Here is a 20,789-nt window from a genome sequence, read left to right as displayed (position 1 = left end):
TGGCATCCTTGTCGACGGGCGCTGTGCTTATTCGTTTGTTTGTTTGTTTTATTTTGTTGTTGTTGTTGTTTGTTGGTCGGCGGTGACTTACTCTCCCACACCCTCCCGGGTGCAGTACCATCAGCGCTGGTGGGCTTAGCTTCCGGGTTCGGAATGGGACCGGGCGTGTCCCCACTGCTATTACCACCGACACGTTTTTGGGGCTTTAATGTTTTGTGTTTGTGGTGTGTCAGTGACCGGGTAGTGGACGCGTTGCATACGAGAGGTTTGCGTGTTTTTGTTTGGTGTGCCCCTGACGTGTTTGTGTTGGGGGTTTGTTTGTGTTTTTTGGTGTATTAGTACCAGTCGCCTTCACACATTGCGGTGTGTCCAGCTCTGGCCTATCAACCCAGTAGTCTTCTGGGCACCTTAATGAAACCTCATCTTGAAACAGGCTTCCCGCTTAGATGCTTTCAGCGGTTATCCCTTCCGTACGTAGCCAACCAGCTGTGCTCCTGGCGGAACAACTGGCACACTAGAGGTACGTCCGTCCCGGTCCTCTCGTACTAGGGACAGCTTTTCTCAAGTTTCAACGCGCGCGGCGGATAGAGACCGAACTGTCTCACGACGTTCTGAACCCAGCTCGCGTGCCGCTTTAATGGGCGAACAGCCCAACCCTTGGGACCTACTCCAGCCCCAGGATGCGACGAGCCGACATCGAGGTGCCAAACCATCCCGTCGATATGGACTCTTGGGGAAGATCAGCCTGTTATCCCCGGGGTACCTTTTATCCGTTGAGCGACACCACATCCACAAGTAGGTGCCGGATCACTAGTCCCGACTTTCGTCCCTGCTCGACTTGTAGGTCTCGCAGTCAAGCTCCCTTGTGCACTTACACTCTAAACACCTGATTGCCAACCAGGCTGAGGGAACCTTTGGGCGCCTCCGTTACATTTTGGGAGGCAACCGCCCCAGTTAAACTACCCACCAGGCACTGTCCCCAACCCAGATCATGGGCCAAGGTTAAGACATCCACTACGGTCAGAGTGGTATTTCACATTGTGACTCCACACCCACTGGCGTGAGCGTTTCATAGTCTCCCACCTATGCTACACAAACCGCAGTAAACACCAATACCAAGCTATAGTGAAGGTCCCGGGGTCTTTTCGTCCTGCCGCGCGAAACGAGCATCTTTACTCGTAGTGCAATTTCACCGGGCCTGTGGTTGAGACAGCAGGGGAGTCGTTACGCCATTCGTGCAGGTCGGAACTTACCCGACAAGGAATTTCGCTACCTTAGGATGGTTATAGTTACCACCGCCGTTTACTGGGGCTTAAATTCTCCGCTTCGGTAAAACTACCTAACAGGTCCTCTTAACCTTCCAGCACCGGGCAGGCGTCAGTCCGTATACATCAACTTCAACGTCTTCGCACGGACCTGTGTTTTTGATAAACAGTCGCTCCCCTCTGTTTTCTGCGGCCACATCCAGCTCACCAACGCATGTTCAGATCACCAGATATGGCCCCCCTTCTCCCGAAGTTACGGGGGTAATTTGCCGAGTTCCTTAACCACAGTTCACCCGACCGCTTGAGTATTCTCTACCTGACTACCTGTGTCGGTTTCGGGTACGGGCCGTACCACCCCATCGCTAGAGGCTTTTCTCGACAGTACAGGATCACACCCTTTAAAGGCCCTTTCGCCTTCCGCATCACGCCTCACATATATACACGGCGGGATTTACCTCACCGATATGCCACACGCTTGCACCCCAATCCACTAAGGGGCGGTGCTACCAACCTGTGTCACCCCATCACTGACCTACTACCAGTTCAGGCCCCACGCATCACACCCACCTGGTACTCAAAGAGCACCATGGCAGATGGTCAGGGTGGTTAGTATCACTGATTCAATCCTTGCGGTGTGGTACGGGTACGGGAATATCAACCCGTTGACCATCGACTACGCCTGTCGGCCTCGCCTTAGGACCCGACTCACCCTGGGAAGACGAACTTGACCCAGGAACCCTTAGTCATCCAGCGGATACGATTCTCACGTATCATTCGTTACTCATGCCTGCATTCTCACTCGTATGCAGTCCACAGCCCCTTACGATACTGCTTCACCCCACACACGACGCTCCCCTACCCAAGTCATACGACTTGCCGCGGCTTCGGCGGTGTACTTCAGCCCCACTGAATTGTCGGCGCGCAACCACTCGACCAGTGAGCTATTACGCACTCTTTCAAGGGTGGCTGCTTCTAAGCCAACCTCCTGGCTGTCATCGCGATTACACATCCTTTTCCACTTAGTACACCCTTAGGGGCCTTAACCGGCGATCTGGGCTGTTTCCCTTTCGACTATGAAGCTTATCCCCCACAGTCTCACTGCCGCACACACATAACCGGCATTCGGAGTTTGGCTGACATTGCTAAGATGATAGTCCCGCTCAACCAACCAGTAGCTCTACCTCCGGCATGCTCCATGCGACGCTGTACCTAAATACATTTCGGGGAGAACCAGCTATCACGGAGTTTGATTGGCCTTTCACCCCTACCCACAACTCATCCCCGCAGTTTTCAACCTACGTGGGTTCGCGCCTCCACAACCTCTTACAGCTGCTTCACACTGGCCATGGGTAGATCACCCCGCTTCGGGTCTAGAACACGCCACTAACACGCCTCATGGACTCGGTTTCCCTACGGCTACCCCACACGGGTTAACCTCGCGACATGCCGCTAACTCGCAGGCTCATTCTTCAAAAGGCACGCCATCACACACAAAGAGGTGCTCTGACGGATTGTAGACACACAGTTTCAGGAACTCTTTCACTCCCCTCCCGGGGTACTTTTCACCATTCCCTCACGGTACTCATCCGCTATCGGTCACACTGAGTATTTAGGCTTACCGGGTGGTCCCGGCAGATTCACAGCAGATTCCACGAGCCCGCTGCTACTCGGGGATACAACCAGCACACGCAGCATGGCCATCACGTACAGGACTGATCACCTTTTCCAGTTCGTCATCCCAAACGATTCCGCTTAACCACACCACGCACACCCACTTATGGCAGTAAGTGACAATCACACCCCACAACCCCGCACACGCAACCCCTGCCAGGTATCACACGCACACGGTTTAGCCTCATCCGCTATCGCTCGCCACTACACACGGAATCACAATTGTTTTCTTCTCCTGTAGGTACTGAGATGTTTCACTTCCCTACGTCACCCCCACACAAGCTATGAATTCACTTGCAGGTAACACCACACAACCGGTGCTAGGTTTCCCCATTCGGACACCCTCGGATCAACGCTTACACGGCAACTCCCCAAGGATTAACGCAGCCAGACACGTCCTTCATCGGCTCAGCATGCCAAGGCATCCACCATGCGCCCTTAACAAAACACATGAACAAGACAACCCACAACACACAATCAGATACACACTCAAACACACACAAAACAAAGTATGCTCGCGTCCACTATCCAGTTCTCACACACCACACACACCACACAACCCCACAACAACCATCGTGAAGCCACATGATGTGCCACGAAACAACCACCACACAAGGTGGTGTGCTGCCCCAGACACCCAACAGCATGCCAACCATTCCGCCTGAACACAAAGCTTGCATAACAACCACACACACTTAACTGTGCGTGTACAACCGTAGCCACCATTACCGGCTACGAGCATGAACGTGCATCCACCTGGATTTCATAAACAAATACGGGTTGGCAGCACCACAGTCGGGTACTCAACCACCCACACACCACGCACCAGCCTGCAACCAACAGGACTTGAAGCGGTGATGCACACAAAAATAATAAAGCTCCTTAGAAAGGAGGTGATCCAGCCGCACCTTCCGGTACGGCTACCTTGTTACGACTTCGTCCCAATCGCCGATCCCACCTTCGACAGCTCCCTAACACGTTTGGGCCACTGGCTTCGGGTGTTACCAACTTTCATGACGTGACGGGCGGTGTGTACAAGGCCCGGGAACGTATTCACCGCAGCGTTGCTGATCTGCGATTACTAGCGACTCCGACTTCATGGGGTCGAGTTGCAGACCCCAATCCGAACTACGACCGGCTTTCAGCGATTCGCACCCCCTCACAGGGAAGCTGCGCGTTGTACCGACCATTGTAGCATGTGTGAAGCCCTGGACATAAGGGGCATGATGATTTGACGTCATCCCCACCTTCCTCCGAGTTAACCCCGGCAGTCTCTCATGAGTCCCCACCATCACGTGCTGGCAACATAAGACAAGGGTTGCGCTCGTTGCGGGACTTAACCCAACATCTCACGACACGAGCTGACGACAACCATGCACCACCTGTACACCAGCCACAAGGGAAAGACTATCTCTAGCCCGATCCGGTGTATGTCAAGCCCAGGTAAGGTTCTTCGCGTTGCATCGAATTAATCCACATGCTCCGCCGCTTGTGCGGGCCCCCGTCAATTCCTTTGAGTTTTAGCCTTGCGGCCGTACTCCCCAGGCGGGGCGCTTAATGCGTTAGCTACGGCACGAACCCCGTGGAAGGGACTCACACCTAGCGCCCACCGTTTACGGCATGGACTACCAGGGTATCTAATCCTGTTCGCTACCCATGCTTTCGCTCCTCAGCGTCAGTTACTGCCCAGAGACCTGCCTTCGCCATCGGTGTTCCTCCTGATATCTGCGCATTTCACCGCTACACCAGGAATTCCAGTCTCCCCTACAGCACTCAAGTTATGCCCGTATCGCCTGCAACCCCACAGTTAAGCTGCGGTATTCCACAAACGACGCGACAAACCACCTACGAGCTCTTTACGCCCAGTAATTCCGGACAACGCTCGCACCCTACGTATTACCGCGGCTGCTGGCACGTAGTTAGCCGGTGCTTCTTATCCAAGTACCGTCAATTCCTCTTCGTCCTTGGCGAAAGGAGTTTACAACCCGAAGGCCGTCATCCCCCACGCGGCGTCGCTGCATCAGGCTTGCGCCCATTGTGCAATATTCCCCACTGCTGCCTCCCGTAGGAGTCTGGGCCGTATCTCAGTCCCAATGTGGCCGTACACCCTCTCAGGCCGGCTACCCGTCGACGCCTTGGTAGGCCATTACCCCACCAACAAGCTGATAGGCCGCGAGCTCATCCCACACCGAAAAACTTTCCACCACCGACACTAAACGATGGTCCTATCCGGTATTAGACCCAGTTTCCCAGGCTTATCCCAAAGTGCAGGGCAGATCACCCACGTGTTACTCACCCGTTCGCCACTCGAGTACCCAAGCAAGCTTGAGCCTTTCCGTTCGACTTGCATGTGTTAAGCACGCCGCCAGCGTTCATCCTGAGCCAGGATCAAACTCTCCACAAAAAAGTTTCAACAAACAAAGTGAAACAGGCCGTGAAAAGCCCAAAACCCAACCAAAACAAACCACCCACACAACCAACAACCAACAACACTCAGCCGCCGGAAGCATGAACTGGCTCATAAAAAAATCCAAAAATTACCAAACACCACAACCACACACACAAAAACATGCGCAGTCACAGCATCAACGTTGCATCCCGCATCCGACGAGGAAAAACCAGAACACAACAAAATCCAATCAGCCCATGCAACCAACCAGAACACCACGACGCCATCAAAGGTTCACGCCGCAGCAACCAGCACACACCACACACAAAAAAGCATGCAGCCAATCACACAAACCAATCCAAACAAAACAATTGGCACACTATCGAGTTCTCACACAACACACGCACACCCACCGAACCACACAAGCAATCCGATCAAGCAGCTTGGATGACCCTACACACTCACATGAAGCGGAGTCAAACTCGCCTCATAATGAAGTCTTAAGTGAGAGTCTTGCCAACACTCGTTTTCCTACCGCCACTCTTTAAAACCGAACTCCCGATGTTTTCTCGGGCCAGTCGGCGAGGCGTTGTCGGTCGCGCTGACTTGAACTAAGTTACACACCGTCCACGCACAACACAAATTCCCTGCTCACACCCCGTTTTTACGCGGTTTCTTGGACGTGTTTCGGGTTAAATGGGGAAAAGGGGTGGGGATCCGTCGTAAAGCATGCGTTTACCTGCGGTTTTTCGCGCGAAGCGATTAGCTGACGCGGGAAATGGACGCACCAAGCGATGTGAGGTCCTCGACGAAGTGCGGGTAGCCGCGGTCAATGTGCGCGACGTCATGGACGACGGTGTCGCCGTCAGCCACCAGACCAGCGAGAACAAGGCCGGCGCCGGCGCGGATGTCGGAAGACCAGACCTCGGTCGACGACAGCTGCTCCACCCCGCGAAGGACAACATGGTGGCCATCAACGGTCGCGTCGGCACCAAGCCGAAGCATCTCATCAACAAAGCGGAAGCGAGATTCAAAAACGTTCTCCGTAATCACGGAGGTTCCCTCCGCAACCGCGTTAAGCGCGATGGCCATGGGCTGGAGGTCCGTGGGGAATCCCGGGAACGGCAAGGTCTGGTAGTCAACCGCCTTCGCGCGGCCATCCATCCGCACGCGGAAGCCGGATTCATAGGTTTCCACGTTCGCGCCTGCGGTCTTCAGCTTCGACAAGGCCAGGTGCAAGTGGCGCGGCGCAATCCCGCCAACCGTCACGTCGCCTTGGGTCATTGCCGCCGCATACGCCCACGTACCAGCGACGATTCGGTCGCCCACGACGGTGTGTTCCGTGGGCTCAAGCTTATCGACGCCCTCAATCACCAACGTGGACGTCCCCGCACCGCTAATCTTCGCCCCCATCTGGTTGAGCATCTCACACAGATCGACGATTTCTGGTTCGCGGGCGGCGTTGTCCAGGGTCGTCGTGCCGTCGGCAAGTACTGCTGCCGTAAGAATATTTTCGGTCGCGCCAACCGAAGGAAAATCGAGGTTGATTTTCGCACCCGTGAGTTTTTCCGCACGGGCCACTACAGCGCCGTGTTCGATGTGAGTGGTGGCGCCAAGCTTCTCCAAGCCCGACTGGTGCATATCCAGTGGGCGGTTACCAATCGCATCGCCGCCCGGCAGCGCAACCTTCGCCTCACCGCAGCGCGCGGTCAGCGGGCCAAGCACGCATACCGACGCACGGAACTGCCGCACCGCATCAAAATCAGCAAGCGAGGAAATCTGCGCCGGAGTCGTGATACGCACGACAGAGCCATCAATCTCGACGGCGCATCCAAGCCCCTCCAGCACCGACCGCATGAGCGGGACATCAAGGATTTCCGGGCAATTATTCAGCGTGGTCGTGCCCTCCGCGAGCAGAGCCGCGGCCATGAGTTTCAGCACGCTGTTTTTCGCCCCAACGACACGCACTGCGCCGTGAAGCGGGTTTCCACCAGTGACCAGAAAGCGTTCCTTCACGCTTGCCAAGGGTACTGGAAAACATTACGGGAGCGCGCCGATACGCCGCGCCGCATTCACCGCTTCATAGCGAGTGTGGGCACCGAGCTTACGCATCACGCTGCGCAGGTAGGACTTAACGGTTTCCGCACCGATACCCATTTCTTCCGCTGCTTCAACGTTGGTGTGACCTAGTGCCACACAGGACAGAACGTCCAGCTCACGAGCGGAAAGCTTCGTTGATTGTTTTACGCGCACCGGGGAAACCATTTGGTCGCACAGCTGCTCGAGCTCGCGGCGCACAGAATCATCCTCAACGCGGTTCGCAAGCATCCGCAGCTTCGAGTGCGTGGCGCGAATCTGCTCCCACTCCGCGCCATTCATAGCCCGGCCAGGGTTGGAGGCGGTTTTGCCGCCCTCCGATCGTCGTAAAGCAGAATTGACGGCGAGGTCTTGCTCCAGCGAGCGGGCCGTCATGGTGACTTCCTCGATGACCTTGTCCCCCAAGCGCACCGGCGAGTGGACGCCGACGTAGAGCACCCCACGGATCTCCCTGTGGACGATCACCGGAACCGCAACGATCGAGTGCAATCCCTCATCCTGAATCGCGTAGTCATACTCATGGGAAATGACGTTTGCGCGCATGTAATCGCTCACACCCACTGCCCGGCGCGTCGACACCACGCGACCGCCGACACCCTGATTGGCCTCAATCACCAAATTGTGCAGCGCCGGCGTGCGCAGGCCGATCCACTGGGTGATCTGCAAACGATCGTCCGCAAGCAGGGTGCCATACATTGCGACAGGAATACCCGTTGCTGTCTTCAGGGCGGTGAGTGACGCGCGAATCGCATCATCATCGTCCTTCACCCGCTGGGATTCCACTGTTGTCACCAGAGACTCCTTCACACGACCTCAGCCACTCTCCGCGGCTCATTGCGTACTGCCCCCGATTGAGTACACCCGCAGTCCCTCAAAAAGGGGGGCACAGAGAACATAATAACGGCATCCCGGGGGTAACCAAATCGGGAAAAATCCCCCCAAACTGCGCGGTTCAGAGTTTTTGGACAGCTCGGTCTAGCGTTGCTGGAATGTGTGGTGTAGGCTGTCGGCTATGGGAAACGTTTACAACAACATTCTGGACACAATCGGCAACACACCCCTGGTTGAGCTGCACGGAATCAAGGAAGGCACCGACGCCGCCGAGGCGCGCATCCTGGGCAAGGTGGAGTTCTTCAACCCCGCCAACTCCGTGAAAGACCGCATTGGTAAAGCAATCGTCGACGCCGCAGAGGCATCCGGCGAACTCAAGCCTGGCGGCACCATCGTCGAGGCAACGTCCGGCAACACCGGCATCGCATTGGCACTGGTTGGCGCAGCCCGCGGCTACAAGGTCATCCTGACCATGCCGGAGACCATGTCCGTCGAACGCCGCGTGATCCTCAAGGCGTACGGCGCAGAGATCATCTTGACCCCGGGTGCCGCCGGCATGAAGGGCGCCGTGGAAAAGGCCAACGAGATCGTGGAGCAGAACGAGGGCGCCGTCCTTGCCCGCCAGTTCGAGAACGAAGCAAACCCAACCGTCCACTACAACACCACCGGCCCTGAGCTGTGGAATGACACCGACGGCCAGATCGACATCCTCGTCGCTGGCGTGGGCACCGGCGGCACCATCTCCGGCGCCGGCAAGTTCCTTAAGGAGCAGAACCCGGACGTCAAGCTCATCGCCGTTGAGCCGTCGGCCTCGCCGCTGCTGAGCGAGGGCCAGGCAGGCCCCCACAAGATCCAGGGCATGGGCGCTAACTTCATCCCGGGCACGCTGAACCGCGACATCATCGACGAGGTCATCACCGTCTCCAACGAAGACGCCGTCGCCACGTCTCGCGCACTTGCAGAGAAGGACGGCATCTTGGGCGGTATCTCCACCGGCGCCAACGTGAAGGCCGCCCTGGAGGTCGCGTCTCGCCCAGAGAACGCTGGCAAGACCATCGCGACGATCATCTGCGACTTCGGCGAGCGTTACATCTCCACGCTGCTTTACGACGACATCCGCGAGTAACCCTCGCCCCGGCCACTCGTGGCCCGGACGATTGAATTAAGGTAGGTCCTCATGGTGAACGTGCTGAGCATGATCCGTGAGGACCTTTCTAATGCCCGGGCGCACGACCCCGCCGCCCGGGGCGACGTGGAAAACGCGCTGGTGTATTCCGGGCTGCATGCTATCTGGATGCACCGCATTAACCACGCATTGTGGACCCGTGGTTTCAAGGGGCCGGCACGAGTCCTTGCTCAAATCACTCGCTTTGCGACGGGCATTGAGATCCACCCCGGCGCCACCATCGGCCGCCGCTTCTTCATCGATCACGGCATGGGCGTAGTGATCGGTGAGACCACCGAAATTGGCGATGGCGTGATGATCTACCACGGCGTCACCCTGGGCGGGCAGGTTCTCACCCAAACCAAGCGCCACCCGACGATCGAAGACAACGTGACCATCGGTGCCGGCGCCAAAGTGCTCGGCCCCATCACTATCGGCGAAGGCTCTGCGATTGGCGCCAATGCTGTCGTAACAAAGAGCATTGGGCCGAACTGCATCGCCACCGGTGTGCCCGCCAAGTGCCGCCCCCGCAAGCCCGAGGAGCGCAAGCACCTCGTCGACCCAGACCGCTACGTCGACCCCCGCTCCGACTACTACTCGATCTAACCCCACCTCCCCGCGCTGGCTTGTCTACTTGCGTGCTTGCGTGCCTGCGTGCGGTTTCCTGCCCTGCCCCTTCGCCTCGAGGCTTAAGCCGCGCAGGACCGCGGAGGTGTGGGGTTAAGCGCGGAGGTCTTCGTATTCAGGGTGCTTCGTAATAAAACCGTCCACGGCTGAGCACGAGGGGATTACTTTTTTGTGCATTTCGCGGGCGTCGTTAAGCGCGTGCTCAATGAGCTTCCCAGATACGCCTTGCCCTCGAAACTCCGGGTAGACAACGGTGTGGTTGAACTCGCGCCGCGAATCGTCGACGTCGACGTAGTTGGCGAATCCGGCGTCCTCTCCGCCAATCGTAATGACGTAACGATGGTGCGCTTCCTGGTTTGTGATCTCAATGTTGTCACTCATAGCTACCACTCTACGGCGACGGCCGCGGCGATGGACGCCGCGACGGATGCGGCGGCGCAGGAGCCTAAAAGACTAAGCCCGCTGCCCCCACAGAAAATCTGCGGGGCAGCGGGCATAAAAGTGGCCAGAGCCGGGATCGAACCGGCGACCCCACACTTTTCAGGCGTGTGCTCTACCAACTGAGCTATCTGGCCAGGTCTACGAAATCCTTTTGGAGATTCCGTGGCGACCCTGACGGGACTTGAACCCGCGACCTCCGCCGTGACAGGGCGGCGCGCTAACCAACTGCGCCACAGGGCCAGGTATGAACCAAGTATGAAATTTTGTGCTTGTGCGGACCTAACCTTGCGGCCGTTCCGGCTGTTTGCACGAGTGGCTATGTTACACATCTCCACAGACTAGGAGCAAATTACCAGCTTCCACCGGTTGTCACTCTCTGAGCGACCCTGACGGGACTTGAACCCGCGACCTCCGCCGTGACAGGGCGGCGCGCTAACCAACTGCGCCACAGGGCCTTGGTACCCCCAACGGGATTCGAACCCGTGTTGCCGCCGTGAAAGGGCGGAGTCCTAGGCCTCTAGACGATGGGGGCTTAAGCCGTGCTGTAAACAGCTTGATCATCATAAGCCACCCCCGGCGCAGCCAACAAACCACAAGGTCAGCGCCCCGATAAGGCGGCACTCAAGACCGATGCCAGCTTTGCAACAACCATCGGGCCAAGCGGCTTCTTAGACGGGAACTCGAAGTGACCCGGTCACCTACCTCGTAACCGGCACAAACCGCGAGCGGTCATCCGAAGAATCAACAATCTCTTTACCGAAGGGGAAGCACGTGACCGGGATGAGTTTCAGGTTCGCCCACGCCATGGGCAGACCGATGATCGTGACCGCCTGGGCAAACGCCGTGATGATGTGCCCGATTGCTAGCCACAGCCCAGCGATGAGGAACCACACGACGTTGCCCACACCGCTCATGACACCGCCCATGACACCGCCGCGGCGGACTTCCACGACCTCGCGGCCAAACGGCCAGAGCACGTAGCCTGCAATGCGGAAGGATGCGAGACCGAAAGGAATCGTCACGACAAGGAGGCACGCAACGATTCCCGCGAGCACGTAGCTAAGGAACAGCCAAATGCCCGCCGTGACGAGCCAAATAACGTTGAGAACAAATCGAAGTAGACCCATGCCCACCACAGTAGAGGGATTAGCGCCGCCAGAGGGGCCCAACTCCGCGAGCTTCCCCGCGGAGCAGGCGCGGCTGGCTAAGCGCGGCTGCTATCCGTTGGACCAGAGTTCAGGATCGTACCTAGTCGGTGGGGCTCCTTGTCGCGCGGGAGCGGGCACCAGGTCGGGGAAAAGGGTGAACATGGCACCGAATCTGTAATTCGGATGAGCGTCATTGGGTACGAGGAAACCCTTGGGGGACCGCCACATCGGGACAGCTCCAACCGGGACGACATCCCCGGGGTTACGTTTCTTCCGTTTGGCCCGGCGACTAGGGCGGGCGCTGGGGTCGCGGCCTCCGAAGTGAGGATCGTCGGCGGCGGGGGCGGTGGCTGCGCCAGCGGGGGCGGCGGCGGTGGCGCCGGTTGCGGTGGTGGTGTCGGCGATGTTGGCATCATCGTCGTTGATCTGGTTGTGGTACCGGCACAACGGAACGAGGTTGCTCACGTTGGTGTAGCCGCCGTGCTTCCAGGCTTTCATGTGGTGCATCTGGCAATTGTCCGCGGGTTGGCGGCAGCCCGGGACGACACACACGGGCATGTTCGCTTTCGCGAGGGCTCGTTGCTTGGCGTTGGCGTGGCGCTCGGCGCGGAACAGATTCACGGGTCCTTCCACCGGATGGAACAGGGCGACTTCAAGCCCGTAGGACGGATCGGCGAAGAACTGTGAGAGGTATTGGGAGGCGGGGATGGAGGTGCCGTCGGTAAGCCCGAGGAGCGTGTCGTCCCCGATGTCCCCCAGCACTTTTACGTGGGCCTCGAGTGGCACAAGCAACTGCGGCCTAGGGACGGAGACGGGGACGGCGAACCCCCCGCCATCGCGAAGCATGGAGATGAAACGCGAGAGCATTTGCGGTCCGGCGGGCGCGGCAAGGTCGAGGTTTTCGGACAGGGCGTGCTCAAGGTCAGCGAGATCACGCTCATTCGCGGTGACGGAGAACGTCCGCTTGCCCTCGCGTGATTTTGAAAAGCTGATGCGATCCTGTGGCGGCGCGGGCTTGACCTCCACGAGTTTCTTCACGGCACGCTCCAGTGACGCGTACGTGCACGGTGCCGCAAGGAGCTTCTGCCGGAGCTTCCAGGTGCGCTTCGCGGTGCGGTGAAGTCCGGCGGCGCGGAGACGGCGCTCGATGAGGAGGAGTTGGTCGAAGCTAAAAGCGCCCTCAATAGCCAGCTCGCGCGCAATGCGCTGTTGCTTCGGGCACGCGCTGGACCCGTAATACAGCTCGTGCAGCGACTTCCAATTGTTCACCGTGGTGGAACTCAAACCCGCGGCCAACGCTGCGTCACGGTCAAAATCGGCCAGGGCGTGAAGACCTGTGGCCGTAACCGTAGCGAGCAATGACGTAAAGGACATGTCTCGAACCCTAATCCGGCCACCGACACCCCCACTCCTCCACAGCACGCCCCTGTGGATAACCCCTCAAAAATAGGGAAAACTGCAAGCTCACAGCACGCAAAAGTTTTCCACAGGCCAGCCAGAAAGGCCACAACTTAGTCAAGCAGATCGTGCTTGGCGGACAACACGTTGAGCATGACCTGCTGCGGCACGACCCGCGAGAGCGGGAAGGCCACGGGCGCCATCGACCCGGTGGCGTAGTGCGGGCGGGGCCGGGTCGCGCTGATCGGCTTTAAGATTTCGCGGGCGACGCGCTCGGCGGTAATACCCCGGGACTCATTGGCGTCGAGGGCACGGGCCATCCGGGTGTAGTCGGCGGCATACGGCCCGTCCGTGTCAATGTATCGGGTGCGTCGCTGGGAGATGCCGGTGGCGATGGAGCCGGGCTCGACGGTGGAGATCCCGATGCCAAACGGCGCGAGTTCCCGGCGCGCGGCGGATGCGAAGCCTTTGATCGCAGCCTTGGACGCTACGTAAGAGGACCGGAACCCCAACGGGAAACTGCCCAGCATTGACCCAACCATTACGATTCGTCCGCGCCCGGCGTCGCGCATCGCGGGCAATAGGCGCTGGGTGAGGTCGACGTGGCCGATCACGTTGACCTGGAAAAGGCGCTCAATGGCCTCCCGCGGAAGTTCTTCGAAGGGCCCCGACTGGGATTCACCGGCGTTGTTCACGATCACCTCAGGCACACCCACCTCAAGGATGGACGCGGCGCACGTCGCGATTGACTCCGGGTCCGCCAGATCAAGGCCCACGTACGTCACGCCAGCGATAGGCCGCGCAACGTTCGACGGGTCACGGGTGGTGCCGATGACGGAAAAGTTTTCGTCGATAAGCATGCGCGCGGTGGCCTCCCCGATGCCTGACGTTGCGCCGGTGACCACAGCGACGCCGCCGCCAACGGGAGGGAGTTCGGGGGTGGAGAATAAAGAAGTGAGCCGCATGACCGCAGCTTACTGCAGCAAAAGGAGGCTTAACGCCATTATCGCCATGCCACCGACCAAGCCGTAGACTGCCGCGTGGTGGCGGCCCGTCTGAATCGCCGTGGGCAGAAGCTTATCGACGCTCACGAACACCATAATCCCCGCTATCGCCGCAAACGCGACACCCAGCGCTACCGGACCAATGAACGGCTGAAGCAGGGCGAACCCAACCAGGGCGCCGAGCGGCTCCGCGAGCCCAGAAATGGTCGCCCACCACGCGGCCTTCGACTTGGAACCCGTGGCCTCGCGGATCGGGACGGCAACGGCGACGCCTTCAGGAATATTGTGAATCGCGATCGCGACGGCGATGGGCACCGCAACCTGGGGGTCCGCTAGAGCAACGAAGAATGTGGCGAACCCCTCCGGGAAGTTGTGGATCGCAATCGCTAAAGCAGTCATCAGCCCGACCTTGCGCATGCGCGCGATGGAGGCCGGTGAGCCAGATTCGGCAGCGATCTCATGCGGATTGATGTCTTCAGGCACCACGCGGTCGATCACAGCGATCAGCGCAATCCCGGCGAAAAACGCGACCGTCCCCCACACCTCGCTGCCGCCCAACCCAGCCCCAGCGAGCTCGTCTAGCCCCGAGGGAAGCAACTCCATCAGGGAGATATAAATCATCACCCCGGCGGAAAACCCCAGTGCCGCCGCCAAAAACCTCTCCCCAGGATGGCGCTTGAGGGCGACGATGAGCCCACCAAGGCCCGTCGATAAGCCTGCGAAAAGGCTGATCCCAAAAGCCACCGCGAACGCGGGCGCCTCCACCCCGAAGATCACAACTCCGCCTCAATCCGCGCGAGCAGCACATCGCGCACCTCGCGGCGACGAATCTTGCCCAGCTGGTCGCTCGGGAGCTCCTCGAAGTGGTAAAAATCACGCGGAACCTTGTAGCGGGTGAGATTCTCGCGCGCGTAACTCTTCAGCCCCTCCGGGTCGAGCCGTGCCGTGTCCTCAAGCACAACACACGCGACGACGTCCTCGGAACCGTCGTGCCGCGGGCGCCCCACGACCGCAACCTCCGCGATGTCTGGGTGGCGGCGCATGACCTCCTCGACCTCCGCCGGGTAAACATTGAATCCCCCGGTGATGATCAGCTCCTTGATGCGGCTAACGAGCTTGATAAAGCCATCCGGCTCCATAACAGCCATGTCACCGGTGCGGAACCACCCGTTGTGGAACACCTTTGCTGTCGCCTCAGGGTTATTGATGTAGCCACCGAAGACCTGCGGGCCACGGGCGATGAGCTCACCGGCTTCACCGTAGGGCATTTCCTCATCGGGATTATCGGGGTTGACAATGCGTACGTCCGTGTCAGGGAATGGGATGCCGATGTAACCTGGTCGACGCTCGTCGGTAGGCGGATTACCGACCAGGATCGGCGAGGTTTCCGTAAGCCCATAGCCCTCCACGAGACGCCCGCCAGTAGCGCGCTCCCATCCCTCAATGACTTCCGCGGGCAGCGACGAGGCCCCAGAAAACCCTGTTTGTACCGCGGAAAGATCCACGCCTTCAGCCTCCGCGGTGTCCACAATGCGTTCAAAAACCGTTGGCACCCCCGGCACGAACGTCGGCGGGTTCTTCGCTTTCATCGCCCCCATGATCAGCTCCATCGTGGGCGCGGGCAACAGGATCAGCTCGCTGCCGATCAGCACGGTGAGGGTCAGCGAGAACGTCAGCCCATACGCGTGGAAGAACGGCAGCGTGGCAAGCATTCGTTGCCCAGGCTGCTGCAATTCTTTCACCCACGCGCGCCCCTGCTTCGGGTTCGCCAGCAGGTTCGCATGCGTTAGCGGCGCTCCCTTCGGCGCGCCTGTCGTGCCCGAGGTGTACAAAATCAGTGCCGGATCCGCTGATTGAATGTCCGTCCGCGCGACCACGTGCGCGCGCCCCGTCGCCACAAACTTTTCCCAGGGCACCACGCTTATCGACGGCTCCCCCGTCAACGACTCCCTCGCCCGCGCGAGCTTAGCGACGGGCAACTTCAACGCCAGCTGCTGCAACCGCGGCATCGCTTTAGTCATGTTTACGCTGACGATCGTGTCCAGCGCCGTCCCTCCGTCATCGCGGATCGGGCCGAGGGTGTCAGCGACCTTGTCCCACACGATCGCTACCTTCGCCCCATGGTCTACGAACTGCGGTCGAAGCTCATTCGTGGTGTACAGCGGGTTATGCTCCACCACCACCGCACCGAGCAACTGCGCGGCGAAAAAAGCGTCGACATGTTGCGGGCAATTCGGTAGCATGATCGCCACTCGGTCGCCCTTGCTCACACCCACGGCATGCAGGCCCGCCGCGGCGGCGCGCACCTGCTTGTCCAACTCCGCATAGGTGTGCCCCCGGCCAAAGAAACGCGTCGCCGGCTTATCGGCGTTGCGCTTTAGATTCGCCTCGTAGATATCCACCAGCGTTTCGTCTTCGTAGTCCAACGAATGCGCCGTCCACTCTGGATAGAAATCCAGCCACGGCGCGCGCCCACCGTTCTGCGCAGGGATAGGAGCAGAAAAATTGTTCGTGCCATCGGTCATGTCGCCACCCTACGCCACCTGTTGACACGCGTACGATCCCACCTGTGAAACGGTTGACTGGGCAAACGACGATCCTGTGCATCTTGAGCGTGCTCGTCGGTCTGTTCGGCTACCAATACTGGGTCACCGACGACTACATCAAAACCGTATTCGACCCTTGGCCCTTCGAAGGCGGCATGCCACTTGACCTGTGGATCTATATGCGCGGCGGCGAACGCGTCCTCGACGGCGTCCCCCTCTACGACGGCGGAATCTTCGGCCGCCTCCCTTTCACCTACACCCCCTTCGCCGCCGCCATCTTCGCCCTCGTGAGCACGCTTAACGACGCCACAATCACCCTCCTCTGGCACACCACCACCGTGTTGGGGACGGTGCTTGTCGTTGCACTTTGCGTAGTGGCTTACGCCCCTACGCAAAGAAAAACAGTTGACGCCACCACACAGGGCGAACGGAGGGGTGCGGGAGTCTTTCGTCGTCAAGCAAGCACTGCTCTTTTAGTGCTCTTGCTCGCGGCGTTTTTCCTCCTGGGGACGGAACCGCTGCAGGGCAGCCTGTACTGGGGGCAGATCAACGTCATCCTGATGGCGCTGGTGTTTCTGGATTTTCTGCCGCGTAAATCCGCGCTGCCGGGCATCGGCGTGGGGCTTGCCGCGGGAATCAAACTCACCCCAGCGATCTTTGGCATCCTCTTCCTGCTACAACGGCGCTGGTGGGCGGCCGCTGGGAGCTTTATCACGTTCCTTGTCACCGTCGGTATTGGATACCTTCTAGTCCCCGATGCGCAGCAGTTCTGGACGCACGCGATTTTCAGCTCCGACCGCGTAGGAAAACACAACAACCCAGGCGCTCAATCAATCCGCTCTCTGATGGAACGCACCCTGGGCACGGATTCCACTGTGCTGTGGCTGGTGCTCGCGCTGGTCTTCTTCGGTTTCATCCTGTGGGTGGCATGGCAGGCCCTGCGTGTCGACGACGTCCCCGCCGCCGTCGGCCTCATCGGCATCGGCGCCTGCATGATTTCCCCGTTTAGCTGGTACCACCACTGGGTGTGGATCGTGCCTTTTGGCGTTGCTTTACTATTCGCAGTGAACCGTCTGCTCACCACGCTCACACCCCGCGGGGATGCGCTCTTGGATCAAGTCATCGGCGCACTGTCGATGGCTGCGCTTGCCCTGTATTGCTTACCATTGGTCTCGGTCACGGTAAACGTAGCCGCGCAGGATCCCTACCGGCCAGGAACTGGGCCGTGGGAGCTGGGGTACATGGCCACGGCCGTCATCGCTCCGGCAATCTATGTGGCAGCGATCTACGTTTCGCGGCCGCGCAGATCAATCGCGACAGAGTCCCTGTCGGGCCCACCCGCGACCAACAGACCAGATTCGAAATCCTTCGGCACTTCATAAATCCAGGTCACTTGGCGTTCTAGTCGTGGCCCAAGATCGTTCAAGCACCCTCCATTGTTGAGGATGTTCCGCGTGTAGTCGCTCAGTTCATAGTCGATGGTGTTCTCGGGCGGGACAAGGTCGAAGAATCCCTGGCAGTAGTCGAGCTTTTGCTTGCCGACGTTGCGCACTGTTGCTTCAACGCGAACAAATTTGTCGCCGTCACGATCCGGCTGGGCAGCTTCCATGATCGGGTCACCGTCATTCGTACGCTCATCAGACACGTCGATGGTGTCACTCATCTCAACTTTGTGGACGGTAACCAACGCCTCACCGACGGAGACGGCATCACCAATGTTTCCAAGAATCACTGCCCGTTCGCGTTGTGACATGTGGTCGTCGTTAGGCGCTGGAGCGGAATTCGCGTTGTTGAAGATGAGCGTGTTCACTGAGAAGAACAAGGGCACAACTACAAGCCCGGCGAGGAAGGTTGCCGCGCCAATAAGCAGAAGCTCCCACGCGGCGAAGCGGCGTTGCACATTCTGTGACGTCATGATTGCAGTCCTCCTCTACGCCTCTGGCCTCAAGTCGACGGGGTACACAACGGGCTGAGTATTTTCATCGTTCAGTTTTTCGAACGCTACGGTGCCCTCATCGAAATCTTCGGGGACTTCAAAGAGAAATGTGACCGAATGCTTCTCGCCTGGTTCCTTCGGGATGGTGCACGATGGTTGGCCCACCAGACTTCCCAGATCCGGAATAAACCGGGCGTATTCTTCCCCGGAAGGAGACTCAACCCCGGCGTATACCAACTGATCACAGGCATCATCGGGCCCGGTCGCACCGTTACGGAAGTCGGCCACCACCACGATGAACTTGGCTCCGGGGCTATCAGGCACAACGGTGGTCGGACCGTTGCGGTAATAGCTCTCAATCGGGACCTCCCCTGACTCAGATACGCGTGTCACTGTGATGAAATCACGCCCAAACGCAGACTCTTGGCCGATGGAAGCGTTCGCTGTGTGTTCGGCGGCATCTGTAGATGAGCCCGGCGCCGAGCCCGATCTCGCCTGTGCAGACGTGTAGTCTTCTGGCCCCTGCGCCAAAGATTCTTTCAGCTCCCGATCTCCCAGCTCCAGCGATACGAACCAAGCCGTAGAAGCAAACAATCCCACGAGAAAGCTCGTGACGACGGTCCACCGCAACGCCTTATCGCCGAAGCGTTTTGTCCGTGGGGGTTGGCTCACTCCCGAGCCAGTACCCGGGCCGGCGCCCGCAGAATCGGGCGGTGTTGATGCGTTCATGCACGTTTAATGTACAAGCACGCACGAAGGTTCCTCAGCTGCGCGAGATTTGGGGTTAATAGACAAAAAGTGTGTCTGGTCGGCGTGTCGCCGGTGGGGCACGCTTTTTGTTATTTGAGGGGTCCTTTTCTGATTCCTACTGAGTGTTCGTAGTCGGTTGGGATAGCGTTGTCGTAGAAGGCTGGTCGGCCTGTTTGATGGTCGGATTCGTTTCGGTCTTTAGTGACGAGATCGGGAACTTTGGCGAGTTGATCTTGTCCGAACCTGCACTGCCTGGCGATCTGTAATGGGGCGTCAGGCAGTTGCGTTTTCGAGTGCAGGTACCATTCGAGCATTTTGCGTTGCCGCTCTCCTGATCTGCCGCGGTGGGCGTCAGCGATGCGTTTGAGTTGGGCGTTGATCCCGCCTTCAAGACTGTTGGTGGTTGCTGCCCACCGGTCGGGTTCGAGTGCGTCTGTCGGGGGTTGGAGGTAGGTGAACAGCCAGTTGTTGCGTGAAAGGTGCACAAGCGAGTTGTAAGCCCTACGCACACGGATATGGGTCCATTCCCATTGGTGGTTGAGGGTGCGGCGCTCTTTGGGTAGGAGTGTTTTCTCGTTGAGGAAGGCCTTGTAGACCACTGCGAAGTCGTGTAGACGCAGCGTCCATTCCCGGGCTTGGTCCACGGTGGTGATCGTGGTCAGTTTCAGCGCTAGTGCATAGATGGCCTTGCCGGCATCGGTGCGGGGGCGTGTTGTGGTGTAGCGGCGGACAACGCGTTGGGCATGGACGAGACAGCGCTGGATCAGCGTGTTGGGCCAGCAGGCTTTGATGGCGGATAAGGCGCCTTGGCCGCCGTCGAGGACGACGCATAACGGTGCGGCGATGCCGCTTAGTAGTTGAGTGTAGGCGTGGGCTGATTCGCTTTTAGCCCAGTGCCAGGCGATGACGTGGTCGCGGCTTGCGGCAACCAGCAGGCAGCCAGCGTCGGTGTAGGTGCCGTCGATGAAAATCTGGTCGTAGACCCGGTGTGGGTCTGGGGTGTTGGGAACATCGATGAGCCAAAACGGGGCGAACCGGCGGTCGAGCGTGCGGCGGGAGACGTTCAAGGTACCAGCTACGTCGTTAAGTGACGCTGTGCCAGTGACGTAGGCGTGAAACGCTGTGAAGTCCCGAGCTTGGGTTTGGTCGGTGCGGTGGCGTATGAAGGTGGCTCCGCAGTCTTTGCACCGCCACCTAGTGGAGCCTTTGGGAGTGGGACCGTTTTTCTTTGTTTCCCCATGACATGAGGGGCATCGTGGTCTGTTTGGTGTCACCGGGAAAGCACACCAACACCCCGCTAGCACATGAAGGTGCCATTCCGGTGGATTGAACGAAAAACGAGCCAGAATAAGGCGAAAAACCCTATTCGAGCCCGATTTATGCAGCCTGATCAGCAGATATACCGGAAATCAGACACACATTTTGTCACTTAACCCGAGATTTGCGCGAGATTTGTGCGAGTCCATTATTCAAGCCACCCGTGTGGGGAAAAAGACAGAGAAATAAGAAAAGACCGCCGTA

At 58.8% G+C, this 20,789-nt stretch carries 14 protein-coding genes, 4 tRNA genes and 3 rRNA genes; 3 read left to right on the top strand and 18 right to left on the bottom strand.

Annotation, left to right across the window (positions count from 1 at the left end; all coding sequences use genetic code 11):
• Positions 1-74 precede the first annotated feature (74 nt).
• From rrf to ramA, 5 genes are all read right to left on the bottom strand, one after another.
• Positions 75-191, bottom strand: a 5S ribosomal RNA gene (gene rrf / locus CAQUA_RS02340).
• 125 nt (positions 192-316) lie between these two features.
• Positions 317-3,388: ribosomal RNA gene (locus tag CAQUA_RS02335) — 23S ribosomal RNA — on the bottom strand.
• A gap of 434 nt (positions 3,389-3,822) precedes the next feature.
• Positions 3,823-5,340 (bottom strand): 16S ribosomal RNA (locus tag CAQUA_RS02330).
• The 16S, 23S and 5S rRNA genes sit together here, the layout of an rRNA operon.
• 747 nt (positions 5,341-6,087) lie before the next feature.
• Positions 6,088-7,341 carry a UDP-N-acetylglucosamine 1-carboxyvinyltransferase gene (murA, locus tag CAQUA_RS02325; protein ID WP_196824683.1) on the bottom strand — a complete coding sequence of 418 codons (1,254 nt, stop codon included), beginning with the start codon at positions 7,339-7,341 and terminating at the stop codon, positions 6,088-6,090.
• Positions 7,342-7,365: 24 nt separating this feature from the next.
• Positions 7,366-8,205 (bottom strand): acetate metabolism transcriptional regulator RamA, encoded by an 840-nt coding sequence (ramA, locus tag CAQUA_RS02320; RefSeq protein ID WP_196825644.1) that lies wholly within the window; start codon positions 8,203-8,205, stop codon positions 7,366-7,368.
• Between the two features lie 229 nt (positions 8,206-8,434).
• On the opposite strand from ramA, the gene cysK reads away from it, so the two are divergent.
• On the top strand, positions 8,435-9,379 hold the full coding sequence (gene cysK / locus CAQUA_RS02315) for a cysteine synthase A (RefSeq protein WP_196824684.1): 945 nt from the start codon (positions 8,435-8,437) through the stop codon (positions 9,377-9,379).
• A gap of 51 nt (positions 9,380-9,430) precedes the next feature.
• Positions 9,431-10,024: a serine O-acetyltransferase EpsC gene (gene epsC / locus CAQUA_RS02310; protein ID WP_196824685.1), complete on the top strand. Its 594-nt coding sequence runs from the start codon at positions 9,431-9,433 to the stop codon at positions 10,022-10,024.
• Positions 10,025-10,138: 114 nt separating this feature from the next.
• On the opposite strand, the gene CAQUA_RS02305 is transcribed toward epsC, so the two are convergent.
• The 10 genes from CAQUA_RS02305 to CAQUA_RS02260 form a co-directional block, all read right to left on the bottom strand.
• Positions 10,139-10,426, bottom strand: coding sequence for a GNAT family N-acetyltransferase (locus CAQUA_RS02305; protein ID WP_196824686.1), 288 nt, complete (start codon positions 10,424-10,426; stop codon positions 10,139-10,141).
• A gap of 121 nt (positions 10,427-10,547) precedes the next feature.
• Positions 10,548-10,620: transfer RNA gene (locus tag CAQUA_RS02300), tRNA-Phe, on the bottom strand.
• A gap of 29 nt (positions 10,621-10,649) precedes the next feature.
• A tRNA-Asp gene (locus CAQUA_RS02295) sits at positions 10,650-10,726 on the bottom strand.
• A gap of 141 nt (positions 10,727-10,867) precedes the next feature.
• Positions 10,868-10,941 (bottom strand) — tRNA-Asp (locus tag CAQUA_RS02290).
• Position 10,942: 1 nt separating this feature from the next.
• Positions 10,943-11,018: transfer RNA gene (locus tag CAQUA_RS02285), tRNA-Glu, on the bottom strand.
• A gap of 166 nt (positions 11,019-11,184) precedes the next feature.
• On the bottom strand, positions 11,185-11,613 hold the full coding sequence (locus CAQUA_RS02280) for a YccF domain-containing protein (protein ID WP_196824687.1): 429 nt from the start codon (positions 11,611-11,613) through the stop codon (positions 11,185-11,187).
• Between the two features lie 90 nt (positions 11,614-11,703).
• A complete protein-coding gene (locus CAQUA_RS02275) occupies positions 11,704-13,008 on the bottom strand; it encodes an HNH endonuclease signature motif containing protein (protein ID WP_196824688.1) in 1,305 nt (434 codons plus the stop codon).
• Between the two features lie 137 nt (positions 13,009-13,145).
• Positions 13,146-13,997 carry an SDR family oxidoreductase gene (locus tag CAQUA_RS02270; RefSeq protein WP_196824689.1) on the bottom strand — a complete coding sequence of 284 codons (852 nt, stop codon included), beginning with the start codon at positions 13,995-13,997 and terminating at the stop codon, positions 13,146-13,148.
• A 9-nt stretch (positions 13,998-14,006) separates the two neighbouring features.
• Positions 14,007-14,813 (bottom strand): zinc transporter ZupT, encoded by an 807-nt coding sequence (gene zupT, locus CAQUA_RS02265; RefSeq protein ID WP_290178598.1) that lies wholly within the window; start codon positions 14,811-14,813, stop codon positions 14,007-14,009.
• On the bottom strand, positions 14,810-16,561 hold the full coding sequence (locus CAQUA_RS02260) for a long-chain-fatty-acid--CoA ligase (protein WP_196824690.1): 1,752 nt from the start codon (positions 16,559-16,561) through the stop codon (positions 14,810-14,812). The genes zupT and CAQUA_RS02260 overlap by 4 nt, the downstream gene beginning before the upstream one ends.
• Positions 16,562-16,605: 44 nt before the next feature.
• Between CAQUA_RS02260 and CAQUA_RS02255 the strand changes: the two genes are divergently transcribed.
• Entirely contained in the window at positions 16,606-17,964 is a 1,359-nt protein-coding gene (locus CAQUA_RS02255) for a glycosyltransferase 87 family protein (RefSeq protein WP_196824691.1), read from the top strand.
• Here CAQUA_RS02255 and CAQUA_RS02250 read toward each other — a convergent pair.
• From CAQUA_RS02250 to CAQUA_RS02240, 3 genes are all read right to left on the bottom strand, one after another.
• On the bottom strand, positions 17,868-18,497 hold the full coding sequence (locus tag CAQUA_RS02250) for a DUF4352 domain-containing protein (protein WP_196824692.1): 630 nt from the start codon (positions 18,495-18,497) through the stop codon (positions 17,868-17,870). The two genes, CAQUA_RS02255 and CAQUA_RS02250, sit on opposite strands and share 97 nt — an antisense overlap.
• Before the next feature lie 15 nt (positions 18,498-18,512).
• Positions 18,513-19,247, bottom strand: a complete 735-nt coding sequence (locus CAQUA_RS02245) for a hypothetical protein (RefSeq protein WP_196824693.1) — start codon at positions 19,245-19,247, stop codon at positions 18,513-18,515.
• A 110-nt stretch (positions 19,248-19,357) separates the two neighbouring features.
• The gene (locus tag CAQUA_RS02240) at positions 19,358-20,542 is read right to left on the bottom strand and encodes an IS1249 family transposase (protein ID WP_196824321.1); all 1,185 of its coding nucleotides are present in this window, start codon (positions 20,540-20,542) and stop codon (positions 19,358-19,360) included.
• Positions 20,543-20,789: the final 247 nt, after the last annotated feature.

Origin of the sequence: Corynebacterium aquatimens, from assembly GCF_030408395.1 — a bacterium.
In the GTDB taxonomy this organism is placed as follows: Bacteria; Actinomycetota; Actinomycetes; order Mycobacteriales; family Mycobacteriaceae; genus Corynebacterium; species Corynebacterium aquatimens.
The sequence above is the reverse complement of the archived record's forward strand: the minus strand, read 5'-3'. Positions and strand labels throughout refer to the sequence as shown.